Here is an 18,031-nt window from a genome sequence, read left to right as displayed (position 1 = left end):
TGCTCAGGCCTCCGTGCTGTCGGTGCGTTCCGTGCTGATGAAGACGTTCTTGGTCTCGGTGAAGGCGGTGAGGGCGTCCGGGCCGAGCTCGCGGCCGAGTCCGGACTGCTTGTAGCCGCCGAAGGGGGTCCAATAGCGCACGCTGGAGTGCGAGTTGACGGACAGGTTGCCGGCCCTGACGGCCGCCGAGACGCGCAGCGCCCGGCCCACGTCACGGGTCCAGATGGAGCCGGACAGGCCGTACTCGGTGGCGTTGGCGAGCCGGATCGCGTCGGCCTCGTCCTCGAAGGGCAGGACGACGGCGACCGGTCCGAAGACCTCCTCGGTCGCCGCCGGCGCGTCCGGGCCGACGTCGGTGAGCAGCGTCGGCGGGAACCAGAAGCCCGGCCCGTCCGGCGCCGTTCCGTGGATGCCGGTGCCCGGTGTGACGTACGAGCGGACGCGCTCCAGCTGGGCCCTGGAGATGAGCGGGCCCATCTGGGTCTTCTCGTCGGCGGGGTCGCCGACGACGACCGACTCGATCGCGGGCGCGACGATCTCCAGGAAGCGGTCGTAGACGGAGCGCTGCACGAGGACGCGGGTGCGGGCGCAGCAGTCCTGTCCGGAGTTGTCGAGGTAGGACATGGGGGTGGCCAGCGCCGCGGCCTCCACGTCGGCGTCGGCGAAGACGATGTTCGGGCTCTTGCCGCCGAGTTCGAGGGTGAGGCGCTTCACCCGGTCGGCGCACTTGGCCATGATCTGCTTGCCGACGCGGGTGGAGCCGGTGAACACGATCTTGGCGACGCCGGGGTGTTCGACCAGGGCGTTGCCCGCGACGTCGCCCGCGCCGGGCAGGACCTGGAAGAGGCCCTCGGGGAGCCCGGCGGCCAGGGCGAGTTCGGCGAGGCGGAGCGCGGTGAGCGGGGTCGTCTCGGCGGGTTTGAGGATCACCGCGTTGCCGGCCGCGAGGGCGGGGGCGGTGCCCCAGGCGGCGATCGGCATCGGGAAGTTCCAAGGGGCGATGACGCCGACGACGCCGAGGGGTTCGAGGACGGTGACGTTCAGACCGCCGGGGACCGGGATCTGCCGGCCGTTGAGGCGCTCCACTCCCCCGGCGGCGAACTCCAGCAGGTCCCGGGCGTTGCCGGCCTCCCAGCGGGCGTTGCCGATGAGGTGGCCGGCCTCCCGGACCTCCAACCGGGCGAGTTCTTCGAGGTGTTCGTCGACCTGGGCGGCGAAGCGGCGCAGCAGCCTCGCGCGGTCGGCGGGGGCGGCCGCCGACCACTGCTCCTGCGCCTGCGCGGCGCGGGCGACGGCCGCGTCGACGTCGTGGGCGGTGGTGGCGGGGACGGTCGCGACGACCTCTTCCGTCGCCGGGTTCAGTACCTGGTGCTCGTGCACCTGCTCGTACGACACGTCGGTCCTCACATGCGTTCGAAGGAGCGGCGGAGCTCCCAGTCGGTCACCGCGGAGTCGAAGGCGTCCAGCTCGACCCGCGCCATGTTGCGGTAGTGCGCGACCACTTCGTCGCCGAAGGCGGCCTTGGCGATGGGGCTGTTCTCCCAGAGCTCGGCGGCCTCGTGCAGGGTGGTCGGGACGTGGGCGTAGTCGCCGCCGTAGGCGTTGCCCGTGCACTCCTCGGGCAGTTCGAGCTTCTGCTCCAGGCCGTACAGGCCCGCGGCCACGAGGCCGGCGACCGCGAGGTGCGGGTTGACGTCGCCGCCCGGCAGACGGTTCTCGAAGCGGAGCGAGCGGCCGTGGCCGACGACGCGGAGCGCGCAGGTGCGGTTGTCGTATCCCCAGGCGGCGGCGGTCGGCGCGAAGGAGCCGGGCCGGAACCGCTTGTAGGAGTTGATGTGCGGGGCGTAGAGGAGGGAGAAGTCGCGCAGCGCCGCGAGCTGGCCCGCGAGGAAGTGCCGCATGAGGGGCGACATGCCTCCCGGGTCGTCGGCGGAGCCCGCCATGACGTTGGTGCCGTCGGCGTCCTGGAGCGAGAGGTGGATGTGGCAGGAGTTGCCCTCGCGCTCGTTGAACTTGGCCATGAAGGTGAGCGAGACGCCCTCCTGGGCCGCGATCTCCTTGGCGCCGGTCTTGTAGATGGCGTGCTGGTCGCAGGTGACGAGGGCCTCGTCGTACTTGAACACGATCTCGTGCTGGCCCGGATTGCACTCGCCCTTGGCCGATTCGACGACGAGGCCGGCGGCCGCCATGTCGTTGCGGATGCGGCGCAGCAGCGGCTCGATGCGTCCGGTGCCGAGGACGGAGTAGTCGATGTTGTACTGGTTCGCCGGGGTGAGGTCCTTGTATCCGGCGTCCCAGGCCTGTTCGTAGGTGTCCTTGAAGACGATGAACTCCAGCTCCGTGCCGACGTGCGCGGTGAGGCCGAGCTCGGCGAGGCGCTCCAGCTGGCGGCGGAGGATCTGGCGGGGCGCGGCGACCACGGGCGAGGAGTCGTTCCAGGCCAGGTCCGCGATGAGCATCGCGGTGCCCTCGTTCCAGGGGACCCGGCGCAGGGTGGTCAGGTCAGCGTGCATGGCGAAGTCGCCGTAGCCGCGGTCCCAGGAGGACATCGCGTACCCGTCGACGGTGTTCATCTCCGGGTCGACGGCGAGGAGGTAGTTGCAGCCCTCCGTGCCGTGTTCGAGGACCTCGTCGAGGAAGAAGCGGGCGGCGAACCGCTTGCCCTGGAGCCGCCCTTGCATGTCGGGGAAGGCCAGGACGACAGTGTCGATCTCGCCGCTCGTGACGAGGGTTTCGAGCTCCTCGACGGCGAGCGGGGGTGTGCGGTCTGCCACGGGAAAAGCCTCCTTGGGTCAGCCGGAAGCCATAAGGTATTGCGGAGAACCTTTGCTTGGGAAGGGGGTACGGGCATGTCGCACACGGAAGAGGGCACCACGGGTGACGCCGCGTCCGCTCAGCAGGACGACCGGCTGACGCCGGTCCTCCGTCCGGTGCGCGCGGGCAACGGCTTCGAGGAGGCCCTGGAGCAGATCCTCCAGGTCGTCCGCCTCGGCCTGGTGCCCGGCGGCGGGCGCCTGCCGTCGGAGCGGGAGCTCGCCGACCGCCTCGGCATCAGCCGGGTCACGCTGCGCGAGGTCCTGAAGGTGCTGCAGGACCAGGGCCTGGTCGAGTCGCGGCGCGGGCGGTACGGCGGGACGTTCGTCCGTGCGCGGCCCGAGGCGCCCGGCGAGGACGAGCTGCGCCGCCGCATCAAGGACGTCGACGTCGAGGACGCGCTGCGCTTCCGCGAGGTCCTGGAGGTCGGCGCGGCGGGGCTCTGCGCGGCGCACGGGCTGACCGGCGAGCAGGCGGACCGGCTGCGCGCGGCGCTCGACCGGACGCACGACGCGCCGCTCGCGGACTACCGCCGCCTGGACACCCTGCTGCACCTCACCCTCGCCGAGCTGTGCGGGTCGCCGACCCTCACCGCGCAGTACGCGGCGGTCCGCGCCACCGTCAACGACCTGCTCGACTGCATCCCGCTCCTGGTGCGCAACCTGGAGCACTCGCAGCGCCAGCACACCGCGCTGGTGGAGGCGGTGCTCGACGGGGACGCGGACGGCGCGCGGGAGATGATGCGCGAGCACTGCTCGGGGACGGCGGCGCTGCTGCGGGGCTTCCTGACGTGAGGGGCTGTTAACCGGCGGGTAACGCACGGGGCTTGATTTATCCCGCCCGACACGGCAAAGGTATGGATCCGTTCCATTGAGTCGCCCCGCAGCAAGCCCTCAGCGCCGCCGCATAGGAGCCGTGCCATGACCGTGGAGTCCACCGAGCCGAGTGCCACCGAGCCGAGTTCCGCCGAACCGGCGGACGACTATCTGGAACGCCGGACGCTCCGCCGGGGCAGCGCGGGCTGGCTGCTGCTCACCGGGCTCGGCGTCGCCTATGTGGTGTCCGGCGACTACTCGGGCTGGAACTTCGGCCTCGCGGAGGGCGGCTTCGGCGGTCTCGCGATCGCCATGGGGCTCATGGGCGTGATGTACGCGTGCATGGTCTTCTCGCTGGCCGAACTCTCGTCCGTGCTGCCCACGGCGGGCGGCGGCTACGGCTTCGCGCGCCGGGCGCTCGGGCCCTGGGGCGGCTTCCTCACCGGCACGGCGATCCTCATCGAGTACATTCTCGCGCCGGCCGCCATCTCCATCTTCATCGGCGACTACGTGGAGTCGCTCGGCCTCTTCGGCCTGACCTCCGGCTGGCCGGTCTATCTGGCCTGCTTCGCCGTCTTCATCGGCATCCACCTCTGGGGCGTGGGCGAGGCGCTGCGCTTCAGCTTCGTGGTGACCGGTGTCGCGGTGGCGGCGCTGCTGATCTTCGCGGTCGGCGCGTTCTGGGACTTCGACGCCTCGAAGCTCAACGACATCCCCGTGGAGGCGGACGCGTTCGGCGCCAACTCCTGGCTGCCGATGGGGCTGTTGGGCATCTGGGCGGCGTTCCCCTTCGGCATGTGGTTCTTCCTCGGCGTGGAAGGCGTGCCGCTGGCCGCCGAGGAGACCAAGGACCCGGCGCGCACGCTGCCGCGCGCCATCCGCTGGTCGATGGCGATCCTGGTCGCCCTCGCGCTGCTCACCTTCTTCGCCTCGTCGGGCGCGCGCGGCGCGAACGCGCTCCAGGACGCGGGCAACCCGCTGGTCGAGGCCCTGCAGCCGGACGGCGAGGCGACGGGTCTGAGCCGCGTCATCAACTACGCGGGGCTCGCCGGACTGGTGGCCTCCTTCTTCTCCCTCATCTACGCGGGCTCGCGCCAGCTCTTCGCGCTCTCCCGGGCCGGCTACCTGCCGCGGTTCCTCTCCCTCACCAGCAGCCGCAAGGCCCCCTACCTGGGTCTGCTCGTGCCGGGCGCGATCGGCTTCGGCCTGGCGGCGGCGACCGGGGACGGCGCGCGCATGCTGAACGTCGCGGTGTTCGGCGCGACCATCTCGTACGCCCTGATGTCGCTCTCCCACATCGTGCTGCGCCGCCGCGAGCCGGGCCTGGAGCGGCCCTACCGGACGCCCGGTGGCGTCCTGACCTCGTCCGTCGCGCTGGTGCTCGCCTGCGCGGCGCTGGTCGCGACGTTCCTGGTGGACGTCACGGCGGCGGTCATCGCGCTCGCGGTGTACGTGGTCGCCATCGCCTACTTCGGGATGTACAGCCGCAAGCACCTCGTGGCGCGCGCGCCGGAGGAGGAGTTCGCGGCGCTGGCGGCGGCCGAGGCAGAGTTGGAACGCAACTGATCACCACGGTGAGGAAGAACGGAGCACGGTGAGGGAGAACGCAAGGGGCGCCAGGCCGCTGATCGGTGTCAGCACCTATCTGGAGCCCGAGGTGAGCTGGGGCGTGTGGCGGCTGCCCGCGGCCCTGCTGCCCGCCGGATATCCGCGCCTCGTCCAGGCGGCGGGCGGCATCGCGGCGATGGTGCCGCCGGACGACCCGGGGCACGCGGCGGCCGTCGTCGCCCGGCTGGACGGCGTGGTGATCGCCGGCGGCCCGGACGTGGAGCCGGCGCGGTACGGAGCACGGCCCGAGGAGCGTACGGGTCCGCCCGCGCGGGAGCGGGACGCCTGGGAACTCGCCCTGATCGAGGCCGCGTTGGCCTCCGGCACACCGCTGCTCGGCATCTGCCGCGGCATGCAGCTGCTCAATGTGGCGCTCGGCGGGACACTGGTCCAGCACCTGGAGGGGCACCGGGAAGAGGTGGGCGTCTTCGGCACCCACACGGTGAAACCGGTCCCCGGCACGCTGTACGAGTCGATCGCGCCGGACGCGTCCACGGACGTGCCGACCTATCACCACCAGTCGGTGGACCGCGTCGGCCGGGACCTCACGGTGTCGGCACACGCGGAGGACGGCACACCCGAGGCCATCGAACTCCCCTCCCCCGCATGGGCGTTGGGAGTGCAGTGGCACCCGGAGATGGGTGCGGACACGCGCGTCATGGCAGCGCTGGTCCGAGCCGCGTCCTGAGCCAGTCCAGGGCGGCCGCGCCCTGCGCCGCCTGAAAGGCGCGCAGGGTCGGCAGCCCCGGCGGGCCGGGCAGCAGCGAGTGGTGCACGAAGTAGCCGGCGAGGGCGGCGAGCGCCGCCGTCACCCCCTTCGGATCCGCGTCCCGGCCCACCCGCCGGGACGCGAACACGGCCTCCGGATCGGGCCCGCCCTGGGCCCGCACGCACGGCAGCATGAGGAGCAGGTCGAACCAGGGCGCGGCGCGTACGGCGTGCGGCCAGTCGACGAAGACGACGCGCTCGCCGTCGGCGGTGAGCAGCATGTTGTCGGCCCGCAGATCACCATGGGCAAGGGTGTCCCCGTCCGTGAACTCGGGCCAGGGGGCGGCCAGTTCGGCGAGGGCGCGCAGGTGCCGCCGAGCCCAGGGGTCGAGCCGCGAGACCCCGACCGGCCGGGCGCAGCCCGCCCCGTCCCCGGCCTCCGCCGCGATCAGCTGCTCCCACCCCAGGAAGTCGTCCGCCGCCGAGTCGACCACGGAGGCAGCGCCGAGCGGCGCGGGCGTCAGGGCGCGCCCGAGGGAGTCCACCGCGTCCAGGACGAGCGCGAACTCCGCGGCCCGCCACGGCACGTGGGGCTGGCGCCCCTCGACGTCCTCGAAGGCCAGGGCGACCCAGGTCCCGTCGTCGTAGGAGGCGAGGAGCTTCGGCGCGGGCACGGAGCCGGGCAGCGCCGCGGAGTTGCGGGCCTCGGCGCGGTGCAGGGCCGGGCTGCCGGGGTTGGCGTCGGCGCTGACGGCCTTGACGAACGCCCGCCGGCCGTCGGCGAGCCGGACCCGCGCGGCGACACCCGGCGAGAAGCCGCCGCGCTGCGTCGTGGCGCCCACGACGGGCGCGCCGAGGGCGGCGGCGAGCTCTTCCCGTACGTGCACCGGGAGTTGCCGCCAGGGCGTGCGGACGCCGGTGGCCGGGGGCGCGGTGGGGATCATGCCCCTCATGGTGAGAGACGGCCCCGGCCACCCGCCACGCATTTACGCGCCGGTGCCGACTCCGTAGGCGTTGCCAGGACTCGCCCTCGCGGCCCCTTCCGCGCTCCCGGTGTCACTCGCCGTCCGCGCCCCCAGGCGCTCGTACCGCTGCCGGACCGACTCACGTCCGCCGCGTCAGCGACAGCAGGTCTCGGCCCGGTCCCGCGGGTCGGTGCCCCGTCGGCCAGACCGCTCGCAGGTCCCTGTGCAGCCGTACGTCCGCCAGCGGGATCTCCACCAGGCGCCGGGCCGCCAGTTCCTCGCCCACGGCGAGTTCGCTGAGGACCGAGGGGCCCGCGCCGCTGACCGCCGAGGCCTTCACCGCCGTCGTGGACGACAGCTCGATCAGGGGACGGGCGAGCGCACCGAGCGCCGCTTCGAGGACCTGCCGGGTGCCCGAGCCCTCCTCGCGCAGGATCAGCGGCGTCGCCGCCAGCTCCGCGGCGGCCAGCGGCTTCCTGCGCCGCGCCCAGGGGTGCCACGGCGCCGCCACGACGACGAGGCGGTCGTGCGCGACGACCACCTCGTCGAGGCCGGCCGGCACGCTGAGCCCCTCGACGAAGCCGAGGTCCGCCTCGCCGGCCAGCAGCCGGGCCGCGACCGCCGCGGAGTTGCCGGCCAGCAGCGACACGGCCGTGTCCGGCCGCTGCGTCCGCAGGGCGATCAGCCAGCCTGGCAGCAGATACTCGGCGATCGTCATGCTCGCCGCGACCCGCAGCCGCGAGTCCCGGCGGTCGCGCAGCGCCTGCGCCCCCGCGTCGAAGGCCTCCGCCGCCTCGACGATCCGGCCCGCCCAGTCGGTGACCAGGGCGCCCGCCGCGGTCAGGCGCGAGCCGCGCGGCGAGCGGTCCACGAGTGCGACGCCGAGCTGCCGCTCCATGGCACGGACCCGGCTGCTCGCCGCGGGCTGGGTGATGCCCAGCTCCCGCGCCGCCCGCCCCAGGCTGCCGAGCCGGGCGACGGCCAGCAGCAACTGCAACGCGCCGAGATCGGGGACGCGGTGCGAGAGCGACGCCTCCGTGGCGCTCGGGTAGGCGTAGGGCGCAGGGGACGCAGAAGGCGCGGGAGGTACGGGGGGCCCAGGGGGCTCGGTGGGTTCGGGAGACACGGGGGACGAACTCATAAAATCAGCTTATGCCCCCATAGAAGGACGGCCTCTGGTGGCGTCCCCTCCCCCGTACGACCGTGGACCCATGGTCACCACCGCACACCCCGCAGCCGCCGCGGGCACCGCCGTCCCCGCCCTCGGCACCCGCCTCCTCGCGGTCCGCCACCTCGGCCCGAACTGGTACGCCGCCGTCATGGGCACCGCCATCGTCGCCAACGCGGGCGCGACCCTGCCGTACGGCTTTCCGGGACTGCGCGGCGGCTGCACCGTCGTGTGGGCCTGCTCCCTCGCGATGCTCACCGTCCTGCTCACCGCCCGCGCCGCCCACTGGGTCCACCACCGCGACCAGGCCCGCGCCCACCTCCTCGACCCGGCGGTGGCCCCGTTCTACGGCTGTCTGTCGATGGCGCTGCTCGCGGTCGGCGGCGGCACCCTGATCGTCGGCCGGGACTGGATCGGCACGGAGGCCGCCGTCGCGCTCGGCGCCGTCCTGTACGCCCTGGGCACGGCCATCGGCCTCGCCGCGGCCGTCGCGATCCCCTACCTGATGGTGGCCCGGCACCGCATCGCCGCCGACCAGGCCTCCCCCGTATGGCTGCTGCCCGTCGTGGCCCCCATGGTGTCGGCGGCCGTCGGCCCCCTGCTCATCCCGCATCTGCCCGCGGGCCAGGCCCAGCAGACGATGCTCTACGCCTGCTTCGCAATGTTCGGCCTGAGCCTGCTCGCCACCCTGGTGATGCTGCCGGTGATCTTCGCCCGCCTGGTGACCGCGGGCCCGCTGCCCCTCGCCCTCACCCCCACCCTGTTCCTGGTACTCGGCCCGCTCGGCCAGTCCACGACCGCCACCAACAAGCTCGCCGACTTCGCGCCGGGCGTCGTGCACGCTCCGCTGGACCGGGGCTTCCTCGTCTTCGCCGTACTCTTCGGCGTCCCCGTGATGGGCTTCGCCCTGATGTGGCTGGCGCTCGCCGCGGCCCTGGTGGTGCGCGCCCGGCGCCGCGGCATGGGCTTCGCGATGACCTGGTGGGCGTTCACCTTCCCGGTGGGCACCTGTGTGACGGGCGCCGAGGGCCTCGGCAAGCACACCGGCCTCGCGGTGTTCGACTGGCTCGCGACCGGCCTCTTCGCCCTTCTCGTGACCGCCGTGGCGGTGGCGCTGACCCACACCCTGCGCGGCGTCCTCAGCGGAAGGCTGCTCGCAGCTCCGCGCTGAGCACGGCCGGCGCCTCCGCCAGGGACGGCCCGTACCAGGTGAGGTAGCGGCCGCCGACCAGGGCGACGGGGGTGTGCGGGACGAACTCCTCGGGGCCGTCCTCGCGGGTGAAGCGGTACGGCTCGTCGGGCAGCACCACCAGGTCGAGGCCCGACGAGCGCAGCTCCTCGACGGGGACGCGCGGATACCGCTCGGTGTGGCCCGCGTAGACGTTGTCGACGCCGAGGCGCGCGAGGACGTCGCCCGCGAAGGTGTCCCGGCCGAGGACCATCCACGGCCGCCGCCAGATGGGCACCGCCGCCCGCAGCCGCTCCGGCGCCGGGGTCGGCTCCCCCCACGCCCTCTCCGCCGCCGCCAGCCACTCCGGCCGCCCCGCCCCGCACGCCGCGAGCACCCGGGTCAGCTCCCGGAAGGCCTGCTCCACCGTCCGGACCTCCGTCACCAGGACGTCCAGTCCCGCCGCCCGCAGCGCCGCCAGGTCCGGCGCCCGGTTCTCCTCCTCGTTGGCGATCACCAGATCGGGTGCGAGGCCGACGATGCGGGGCACGTCCGGGTTCTTCGTGCCGCCCACCCGGGTGACATCCAGGTCCGCCGGGTGGCTGCACCACTCGGTGGCCCCGACCAGCGCGCCCGGCACGGTGACGGCCACCGCCTCGGTCAGCGAGGGCACCAGCGAGACGACCCGCACCTCAGCGCCCCTTGTCGTCCACCGCTTCGATGTGGTCGCCGACCGCGACCACCAGGACCCGGGTATCGGGCACCGTGGCCCGCCACCGGTGCCGCACCCCGCCGGTGAGGAAGAGCGTGTCGCCGCGCCCGAGACGGTAGGCCCGGCCCTCCGCCTCCATCTCCACGGCGCCCTCCACGACGTACATCAACTCGTCGTTGCGGTGCTGGAATTCGCGTCCCTCGTCGTGGTCGCCGATGAACTCCAGGGCGTGCAGTTGGTGGTGGCCGCGGGCCAGCTCGCGCACCCGCGCCTCGGGCGTGGAGCCGTCCAGGTCCGTGTCGTCGCCGGCCCGCACCACCTCGACGGTGCGGGCCGGGTCGGCGGCGGCGAGGAGCTCCACGTCGGTGGTGCACAGGGCGTCCGCGACCCGCTGCAGGGAGCGCATGCTCGGGCGGGCCCGCTCGTTCTCGATCTGGCTGAGGAAGGGCACCGAGAGGCCGCTGCGCTCGGCGACGACGGCGAGGGTGAGCTCGAGCTGCCGACGGCGCCGCCGCACGGCCGAGCCCACCCGGAGGGTCTCCTTGTGCTCGTCCATCGCCTCGGCTCCCTTCAGCGCATCGGCCCGCTCTCACCCTGAGGGGTTCCCTGCACCCTACGCATGTTCGCCAAACGGTTTTGCCCCGTTGCGCGGACGCGCACCCGTCGTGCACCACCACCCTTGCAAGGAAGTGCGCCGCGCGCCTGTTTTTCGCGCCCCTACAGCTCGCGCCAGTAGAGCAGTTGCCCGGCCTCACCGGGGGCGGAGCCCTCGCTCGGCACGAACAGGCTGACGAGCAGGGCGGGTTGGCCCCGCGGGTCGGTGAGCAGGGTCGCGGAGGGGTTGGCGAAGGCGTGGCTGCCGCCGTGCGTCCGGATGGCGAGACGGTCCGCCCGGCCGCTGACGGGGTCGTACGCGTAGGTCCCCCAGCTGCCGAAGTCGCCGGGCCGTCCCTGCCCCTCGACGAGCACCACGCGCCGCCCGCCCAGCTCCACGGGCGCCCGGTCGCCGATGTTGCCGCCGTTGCCCCGGCTCCGCACGGCGCGGTCCAGGCGCCGGTCGGGCTCGGCGTGCCAGTGCCGGAAGCCGGTGAGGGTGGCGCGCAGCTGGCGGTCGGTGTCGCAGCCCGCCCGGTAGTGCCCGGTGAGGTGGACGGTGGCGCCACGTACGGCGGTGATGCTCGGGGTGCCCTCGGCGCAGCGCGAGAGGGTCCGCGGGGCGTCGAAGGCACGGTGGGCGCGCCCGGCGAGCAGCGCCGGCAGGCTCCGGTAGGCGCGGACCGCGATGTGGTTGCGGGGGTCCTTCTCGTAGGCGAGGACGTAGCCGCCGCGGCCGTCGTGGGCGAGCGTGGCCTGGTGGGTGCCGGGACCGAAGTCGTGGCGGCGGTGCCAGTGGCGCAGGTCGGCGGAGGTGGCGACGGCGGCGTGGAAACGGCCGTCGGACAGGAGCGTGTGGTAGACGGCGAGGTACGTGCCGTCCTGGGCCTGCTCGATCTGCGCGGCGTCCATGGTGCGACCGGTGTGGTCCCGGGCGTCGTAACGGTGGCCGTCGGCGGCGGTGACGTCCCCGGCGAGGGCGGCCAGGCGCGCGGTGCCTGCGGAGGCGGGGGCGGTGTCGGCCCGTGCCAGTTGCGCGACGAGCAGGGCGGCGGCCAGGGCGAGCGCGAGGACGGCGACGAGGAGCGCGGTCCTTGGCTGCCTTGCGGTCACGGGTGGGGTCTCACGTTCAGCTGTTCACGAGGAGCGGGGCTCGCCCGGATGTTCGACAGGGGCGGGCCCCGTCGAGGTTAGAGACCCGGCGGGCCCGCCGGAACACCCCGAGGGGTGGGCTTCGCCACACGGCGACGCCCACCCCTCGGTGCTCGGCGGAGGTGCCGGCCTACTGCACGGCCGTCATCTTCTCCTCGAAGCCCGGGTTCTTCTTCAGCCAGGCGTCGACGGCCTTGGGCTCGTTGCCCTTGCCCGCCTTGTTGATCTCGTTCTCCAGACCGGCCAGCTGCCCCTCGCTCATGTGGAACTTCTTGAGCCACTTGGTGAGCTGCGGGTACTGCTCGGGGAAGTCCTTGCTGGAGATGGTGCGGATGGTGTCACCCTTGCCGAAGCCGCCCTTGGGGTCCTTCAGCTTGGTGAGCTTGTACTCGTTGTACGCCCAGTGCGGCGACCAGAGCAGGACGGCGATCGGCTCCTTCTTGGCGTACGCGGCCTTCAGCTCGGCCAGCATCGCCGGGGTGGAGCCGGAGACGATGTCGTACTCACCCTCGAGGCCGTACTGCGGCAGGACCTTGTCCTTGAGCGCCGTCATCACACCGGTGCCCGGCTCGATGCCGACGATCTTGCCCTTGAACTCGTCGCCCTTGCCCTTGAGGTCGGCCAGGGACTTGACGTCCTTGACGTAACTGGGCACGGAGACCTCCAGGGAGGTCGGGCTGTACCAGGACCCGATGTCCTTGAGGTTCGCCTTGTTCTTGTCCCAGTACGTCTTCTGCGCGGTGGGCAGCCAGGCGTCCAGGTCCAGGTCGAGGTCGCCCTGGGCCAGACCGGTGTAGACCGGGCCGACATCCGACGGCGTCAGCTTCATCTTGTAGCCGCGCTTCTCCAGGACCCGCTTCCAGAGGTTGGTCACGGCGATGTTCTCGTCCCAGGAGAAGTACGCGACGTTCAGCTCACGCTTCTTCTCGTCGCCGCCGGAGTTCTTCGGCAGCGGGGCGAGCTTGTCGACGACACCCGGGTTCTTCTTCAGCCAGGCGCGCACCGCGTCCTGCTGCTTGCCCTTACCCGCCTTGTTGATCTCCGCCTCGAGGCCGGTGAGCTGCTTCTCGTCCATCTTGAAGTTCTTGAGCCACTTGCCGACCTGCGGGTTCTCGTCGGAGAAGCCCTTGCGCGCCAGCGTGTGCACGCCGTCGCCCTTGCCCCAGGCGCCCTTCGGGTCCTTGAGCTTCTTCAGGTCGAAGTCGTTGTAGGCCCAGTGCGGCGACCACAGCGGGACGACGATCGGCTCCTTCTTGGCGTACGCGGCCTTCAGCTCGGCCAGCATCGCCGGCGTCGAGCCGTCGACGACCTTGTACTCCTTGTCGAGGCCGTACTCCTTGAGCACCTTGCTCTTGAGCAGCTGCATCTCACCGGCGCTCGCCTCGATGCCGGTGATCTTGCCCTTGAACCTGCCGCCCTTGCCCTTGAGGTCGTCGAGCGAGTCGATGCCCTTCATGTACGAGGGGACGGTCAGCTCCAGCGATGTCGGGCCGTACCAGGCGCCGAGGTCCTCCAGGTCCTTGCCGTACTTCTTCCAGTACGTGGCGTGCGTCGTCGGCAGCCACGAGTCGGTCTGGAAGTCGACGTCACCCTGCGAGAGCGAGGTGTAGAGCGGGCCCGCGTCCAGCTGGCTGGTCTCGACCTTGAACCCGCGCTGCTCCAGGACCTCCTTCCAGAGGAAGGTGGAGGCGACGCCCTCGTCCCAGGGGATGTAGCCCATCTTGAGCTGCTTGCCCTGGCCGACGTTCTTGCTGTCGGCGACGGACTCGGACGAGGTGCCGCCGAAGATGCCCATGCCGCCCGCGACGAGCGCGAGGACGACGACGCCGACCATGGCGACGACGGGCTTGGGGCGGTAGTTCCAGATCTTCAGGCCCTGCGCGGCCTGCAGCTTGGCGAGCGCGCGGCGGCCCAGCGGCGAGACCTGGCTGCCCAGGCCGCTGGTGACGCGGTCCAGGTAGATGGCGAGGATGACGATGGAGACGCCCGCCTCCGCGCCGAGGCCCACGTCGAGCTGGCCGATGGCCTGGTTGACGTCGGCGCCGAGGCCGGGGGTGCCGACCATGCCGGTCAGCGCCGCCATGGAGAGGCCGAGCATGATGACCTGGTTGACACCGGCCATGATCGTCGGCAGCGCGAGCGGCAACTGGACGCGGAAGAGCGTGTTGCGGGGCGTGGTGCCGAACGCGTCGGCCGCCTCGACCAGCTCCTTGTCGACCTGCCGGATGCCGAGCTCGGTCATGCGCACGCCCGGGGCGAGCGCGAAGACGATCGTGGCGACGATGCCCGCGGGGGCGCCCATCCGGAAGAAGAGGATGGCCGGGATGAGGTAGATCATCGCCGGGAGCGTCTGCATGAAGTCCAGGACCGGCCGCACGATGCCGCTGACCGTCTTGGAGCGCGCCGCCCAGATGCCGAAGGGCACCGCGATCACCAGCGCGACGAAGGTCGACACAAGCACCAGGGCCAGCGTCATCATCGCGTTGTCCCACAACTCCAGGGACACGATGAACGCGAAGCCCGCGAAGGCGAGGACACCGCCGACCAGACCGCGCAGCCAGAAGGCGATGACGGCGAGGATGCCCGCCATCAGCAGCGGCTCGGGGGCGGAGAGGACGTCGTAGACGCCGTCCCACATGTTCTGGAAGATCGTCTTGATGAAGTCGAACAGCCAGTCCATGTGGGTTCTGAGCCATTCGACCGAGTCGTTGACCCAGTCGCCGAAGGGAATCCTAGGCACCGCTGCTCACCTTGCCCACGTTCTTGCCGCCGTCGTCCTGTGCGGACGCGTCCTGCACGGGTATGGAGCCGGTCGGCGCGCCCTGCGGCTCCGCGGCCGTCTCCGACTGCATCGGCTCGCCGAGCACGGCGAGCAGCCTGGCCCGCGGCACGACGCCGACGAGCTTGCCCTGCTCGTCGGTCACGGCGACCGGCACGTCACTCGTGGAGCAGGGGGTGAACAGCTCGATGATCGGGGTGTCCTCGGTGACCGTCGCGGCGGCGTCGGCCGCCACGAAGCCCTTCTCCGGCTCGGCCATGATCGCGCCGGCGGTGAGCACCCGGGAGCGGTCGACGTCCTGCGTGAACGCGGCGACGTAGTCGTTGGCCGGGGTCACCAGGATGTCCTGCGAGGTGCCGATCTGGACGATGCGGCCGTCGCGCATGACGGCGATCTGGTCGCCCAGGCGCATGGCCTCGTTCAGGTCGTGGGTGATGAAGACGATGGTCTTCTTCAGCCGCTTCTGCAGCACCAGGAGCTGGTCCTGCATGTCACGGCGGATCAGCGGGTCGAGCGCGCTGAACGACTCGTCCATGAGGAGCAGGTCGGCGTCGGTGGCGAGCGCGCGGGCCAGGCCCACGCGCTGCTGCATGCCGCCGGACAGCTCGTCGGGCCAGGACTTCTCCCAGCCCTTGAGGCCCGCGAGCTCCAGCGCCTCGGTGGCGCGCTTCTCGCGCTCGGCGCGCGGCACGCCCTGCACCTCGAGGCCGTAACCGGCGTTCTCGAGGACGCTGCGGTGCGGGAAGAGCGCGAAGTGCTGGAAGACCATGCTGATCTTCTTGGAGCGCACCTCCCGCATCTCCTTGGCGCTCAGCTCGGTCAGGTCCTGACCGTCGAAGAGCACGTGACCGGCCGTCGGCTCCGACAACCCGTTGAGCATGCGCAGCAACGTGGACTTGCCGGATCCGGAGAGACCCATGACGACGAAGATCTGGCCCGGCTCGACCTCGAAGGAGGCGTCGATGACGGCAGCGGTGGTGCCCTCGTCGCGCAGTTCCTCTCGGTCGGCTCCGTGGCGGAGTTTCTCCACCGCGTCATCGGGTCGTCTGCCGAACACTTTGTACAAGTGCTCGGCCTGCAGCCTGGACACATACACCTCTCGGGTCGAACCAAGACGGCCCGCCTCCCCCGCCGGCGGGCCGTGGAGCGGCACGGAATCTGCCCGTTTACCAAATCGAAATGTTGAATCCTCGACCGGGTTGGCTCCGGGTGCGCCCCTGCCCGCACTTATCCGAACCAAACCCAGGAGTGGCCCAGCTCACATCCGTTGCGTGCTCGGCGCGCGATGATCACGATGCGCAACGGACCCCCGCCCGGAGCCCGGCGGGCGTGGCCCCGTGCGCAGCGCGTTCGCGCTGTCGGTGGCGTGCGGCATGATGCGCGATGTGACTCAGCGAACACGACGGCTCATGCTCCTCGACACGGCGTCCCTCTACTTCCGGGCGTACTTCGGCGTCCCGGAGTCGATGAAGGCCCCGGACGGCACCCCGGTCAACGCGGTGCGCGGACTGCTCGACTTCATCACCCGCCTCGTCCTCGACCACCGCCCGGACGAGCTGGTGGCCTGCATGGACGCGGACTGGCGCCCGCACTGGCGCGTCGAGCTCATCCCCTCGTACAAGGCGCACCGCGTCGCCGAGGAGACCCCGAAGGGCCCGGACGCCGAGGAGATCCCGGACACCCTCTCGCCGCAGGTGCCGGTCATCGAGGCCGTCCTCGACGCCCTCGGCATCGCCCGGGTGGGCGTCGAGGCGTACGAGGCGGACGACGTGATCGGCACCTACGCCGCCCGCGCCACCGGCCCGGTCGACATCGTCACCGGCGACCGCGACCTCTACCAGCTGGTGGACGACGAGCGCGGCATCCGCGTCCTCTATCCCCTCAAGGGCGTCGGCACCCTCCAGATGACGGACGAGGCGTGGCTGCGCGAGAAGTACGGCGTGGACGGCCCCGGCTATGTGGATCTGGCCCTGCTGCGCGGCGACCCGAGCGACGGCCTGCCGGGCGTCCCCGGCATCGGCGAGAAGACGGCCGCCAAGCTCCTGGACGCCTACGGCGACCTGGCCGGGATCATGGCGGCTGTCGACGACCCGAAGTCGAAGCTCACCCCTTCCCAGCGCAGGAGGCTGGACGAGTCGCGCGCGTATGTGGCGGTGGCGCCGAAGGTCGTACGGGTGGCGGGCGACGTCCCGCTGCCGGACGTCGACGTCACCCTGCCCCGTGGGCCGCGCGATCCGGCCGCCCTGGACGAGCTGGCGGCCCGCTGGGGCCTGGGCGGATCGCTGCAACGACTGCTCTCCGTCCTGCACCCCTGAGGTGCTAGCTTAGGTAAACCTAAGTAATTGTGGATCAGGGGAGGCCGTCGCCATGGCAGAACGTCCGGCACGAAAAGCACCGAAGACCCAGACCGCGCGCGTGGTGCGCACGGAGCGGCTGACCCCGCACATGCAGCGGGTGGTCCTCGGCGGCGCGGGCCTCGCCGAGTTCACCGCGGGCGAGTGCACCGACCACTACGTGAAGCTGCTCTTCCCCGCCGAGGGCGTCACGTACCCCGAGCCGTTCGACATCCAGCGGATCCGCGAGGAGTTCCCGCGCGAGCAGTGGCCGGTGACCCGCACCTACACGGTCCGCTCCTGGGACCCCGAGGCCCGTGAACTGGCCCTCGACTTCGTGATCCACGGCGACGAGGGTCTCGCGGGCCCCTGGGCACGCACCGTCGAGGCGGGGGCCACGGTGCGCTTCCTGGGCCCCGGAGGCGCGTACGCCCCGTCGGCCGACGCCGACTGGCACCTGCTGGCCGGTGACGAGAGCGCGCTGCCGGCCATCGCGGCGGCCGCCGAGGCGCTCCCCGAGGGCGCCGTCGCCCGTGTCTTCGTCGAGGTCGAGGGCGCGCAGGAGGAGCAGAAGATCGCGACCGACGCGGAGATCGTCTGGCTGCACCGCGGGGACCGCCCGGTGGGCGAGCTTTTGGTCGAGGCGGTACGCGCCCTGGAGTTCCCCGAGGGCGAGGTGCACGCCTTCGTCCACGGCGAGGCGGGCTTCGTGAAGGAGCTTCGCCGCTACCTCCGTGTGGAGCGGGAGATCCCGCGCGAGCAGCTCTCCATCTCCGGCTACTGGCGCGTCGGCCACAACGAGGACGGCTGGCAGGCGTCGAAGCGGGAGTGGAACGCGCAGGTGGAGGCGGAGCAGGAAGTCCCGGCGTAGGCGCGGCCCGCTGCCTTTGACGGTTCGGTTGCGGGGGGTACGGGGGTCAACTCCCCGCCCCCCCCTCAGCACCCCCAACAACCGAGGGCCCACCGCTCCGCGGCGGACGCATCCCACCCCCCCCGTTTGCCCCGCTACGTGCCGTGGGGGCAAGGGCGGGTGACGGACCACGCGCGCCGCCTTCCACGAGAACCCGGCGTGCGGTGGACACGGAGGCATCGGGGCGTGCGCCCCACCGACCGGCACCCGCGTACGAGACGGGAGGGGACGTGGGGGTATGTGCGCACGGAGCACCGAGCCCGCTCTAGCAACACCATACGCGAGGCGTGGCGAACAGTGGACAG

The 18,031-nt window shown here is 72.0% G+C and carries 15 protein-coding genes; 6 read left to right on the top strand and 9 right to left on the bottom strand.

All coding sequences use genetic code 11. The features are described from left to right. Nucleotides 1–3: 3 nt before the first annotated feature. Together ACZ6B8_RS27745 and ACZ6B8_RS27740 are read right to left on the bottom strand one after the other, a co-directional pair. The gene (locus ACZ6B8_RS27745) at nt 4–1,395 is read right to left on the bottom strand and encodes an aldehyde dehydrogenase family protein (RefSeq protein WP_471609043.1); all 1,392 of its coding nucleotides are present in this window, start codon (nt 1,393–1,395) and stop codon (nt 4–6) included. Between the two features lie 8 nt (nt 1,396–1,403). Next, nucleotides 1,404–2,774 (bottom strand): glutamine synthetase family protein, encoded by a 1,371-nt coding sequence (locus ACZ6B8_RS27740; RefSeq protein WP_471609042.1) that lies wholly within the window; start codon nt 2,772–2,774, stop codon nt 1,404–1,406. A 75-nt stretch (nt 2,775–2,849) separates the two neighbouring features. Between ACZ6B8_RS27740 and ACZ6B8_RS27735 the strand changes: the two genes are divergently transcribed. The 3 genes from ACZ6B8_RS27735 (at nt 2,850) to ACZ6B8_RS27725 (ending at nt 5,925) form a co-directional block, all read left to right on the top strand. Next, nucleotides 2,850–3,608, top strand: a complete 759-nt coding sequence (locus ACZ6B8_RS27735; protein ID WP_471609041.1) for a FadR/GntR family transcriptional regulator — start codon at nt 2,850–2,852, stop codon at nt 3,606–3,608. 126 nt (nt 3,609–3,734) lie between these two features. Beyond that, nucleotides 3,735–5,195 carry an ethanolamine permease gene (eat, locus tag ACZ6B8_RS27730; RefSeq protein ID WP_471609040.1) on the top strand — a complete coding sequence of 487 codons (1,461 nt, stop codon included), beginning with the start codon at nt 3,735–3,737 and terminating at the stop codon, nt 5,193–5,195. Between the two features lie 28 nt (nt 5,196–5,223). Next, nucleotides 5,224–5,925 carry a gamma-glutamyl-gamma-aminobutyrate hydrolase family protein gene (locus ACZ6B8_RS27725; RefSeq protein WP_471609039.1) on the top strand — a complete coding sequence of 234 codons (702 nt, stop codon included), beginning with the start codon at nt 5,224–5,226 and terminating at the stop codon, nt 5,923–5,925. On the opposite strand, the gene ACZ6B8_RS27720 is transcribed toward ACZ6B8_RS27725, so the two are convergent. Both ACZ6B8_RS27720 and ACZ6B8_RS27715 read right to left on the bottom strand, forming a co-directional pair. Further along, nucleotides 5,894–6,889 (bottom strand): aminoglycoside phosphotransferase family protein, encoded by a 996-nt coding sequence (locus tag ACZ6B8_RS27720; RefSeq protein WP_471609038.1) that lies wholly within the window; start codon nt 6,887–6,889, stop codon nt 5,894–5,896. The two genes, ACZ6B8_RS27725 and ACZ6B8_RS27720, sit on opposite strands and share 32 nt — an antisense overlap. A gap of 160 nt (nt 6,890–7,049) precedes the next feature. Next, nucleotides 7,050–8,051: a LysR family transcriptional regulator gene (locus ACZ6B8_RS27715; RefSeq protein ID WP_471609037.1), complete on the bottom strand. Its 1,002-nt coding sequence runs from the start codon at nt 8,049–8,051 to the stop codon at nt 7,050–7,052. A 70-nt stretch (nt 8,052–8,121) separates the two neighbouring features. Here ACZ6B8_RS27715 and ACZ6B8_RS27710 point away from each other — a divergent pair, with 70 nt between their 5' ends. Next, nucleotides 8,122–9,249: a TDT family transporter gene (locus ACZ6B8_RS27710; RefSeq protein WP_471609036.1), complete on the top strand. Its 1,128-nt coding sequence runs from the start codon at nt 8,122–8,124 to the stop codon at nt 9,247–9,249. On the opposite strand, the gene ACZ6B8_RS27705 is transcribed toward ACZ6B8_RS27710, so the two are convergent. From ACZ6B8_RS27705 to ACZ6B8_RS27685, 5 genes are all read right to left on the bottom strand, one after another. Next, complete coding sequence (locus ACZ6B8_RS27705) at nt 9,218–9,937, bottom strand: helical backbone metal receptor (RefSeq protein ID WP_471609035.1); 720 nt, start codon at nt 9,935–9,937, stop codon at nt 9,218–9,220. The two genes, ACZ6B8_RS27710 and ACZ6B8_RS27705, sit on opposite strands and share 32 nt — an antisense overlap. Nucleotide 9,938: 1 nt before the next feature. Continuing rightward, complete coding sequence (locus tag ACZ6B8_RS27700; protein WP_471080598.1) at nt 9,939–10,514, bottom strand: helix-turn-helix domain-containing protein; 576 nt, start codon at nt 10,512–10,514, stop codon at nt 9,939–9,941. A gap of 161 nt (nt 10,515–10,675) precedes the next feature. Then, the gene (locus tag ACZ6B8_RS27695) at nt 10,676–11,665 is read right to left on the bottom strand and encodes a hypothetical protein (protein ID WP_471609034.1); all 990 of its coding nucleotides are present in this window, start codon (nt 11,663–11,665) and stop codon (nt 10,676–10,678) included. A 169-nt stretch (nt 11,666–11,834) separates the two neighbouring features. Continuing rightward, nucleotides 11,835–14,444, bottom strand: coding sequence for an ABC transporter permease/substrate binding protein (locus ACZ6B8_RS27690; protein WP_471609033.1), 2,610 nt, complete (start codon nt 14,442–14,444; stop codon nt 11,835–11,837). Further along, on the bottom strand, nt 14,437–15,573 hold the full coding sequence (locus ACZ6B8_RS27685; protein WP_471080589.1) for a quaternary amine ABC transporter ATP-binding protein: 1,137 nt from the start codon (nt 15,571–15,573) through the stop codon (nt 14,437–14,439). The genes ACZ6B8_RS27690 and ACZ6B8_RS27685 overlap by 8 nt, the downstream gene beginning before the upstream one ends. A gap of 319 nt (nt 15,574–15,892) precedes the next feature. Here ACZ6B8_RS27685 and ACZ6B8_RS27680 point away from each other — a divergent pair, with 319 nt between their 5' ends. Together ACZ6B8_RS27680 and ACZ6B8_RS27675 are read left to right on the top strand one after the other, a co-directional pair. Then, entirely contained in the window at nt 15,893–16,798 is a 906-nt protein-coding gene (locus tag ACZ6B8_RS27680) for a 5'-3' exonuclease (protein ID WP_471081357.1), read from the top strand. A 52-nt stretch (nt 16,799–16,850) separates the two neighbouring features. Further along, complete coding sequence (locus ACZ6B8_RS27675; RefSeq protein WP_471609032.1) at nt 16,851–17,687, top strand: siderophore-interacting protein; 837 nt, start codon at nt 16,851–16,853, stop codon at nt 17,685–17,687. Nucleotides 17,688–18,031 lie beyond the last annotated feature (344 nt).

The sequence above is a fragment of the Streptomyces sp. NPDC041122 genome (assembly GCF_055592445.1).
Note: the sequence above shows the minus strand (reverse complement) of the source record. Positions and strands in the feature narration are given on the sequence as shown.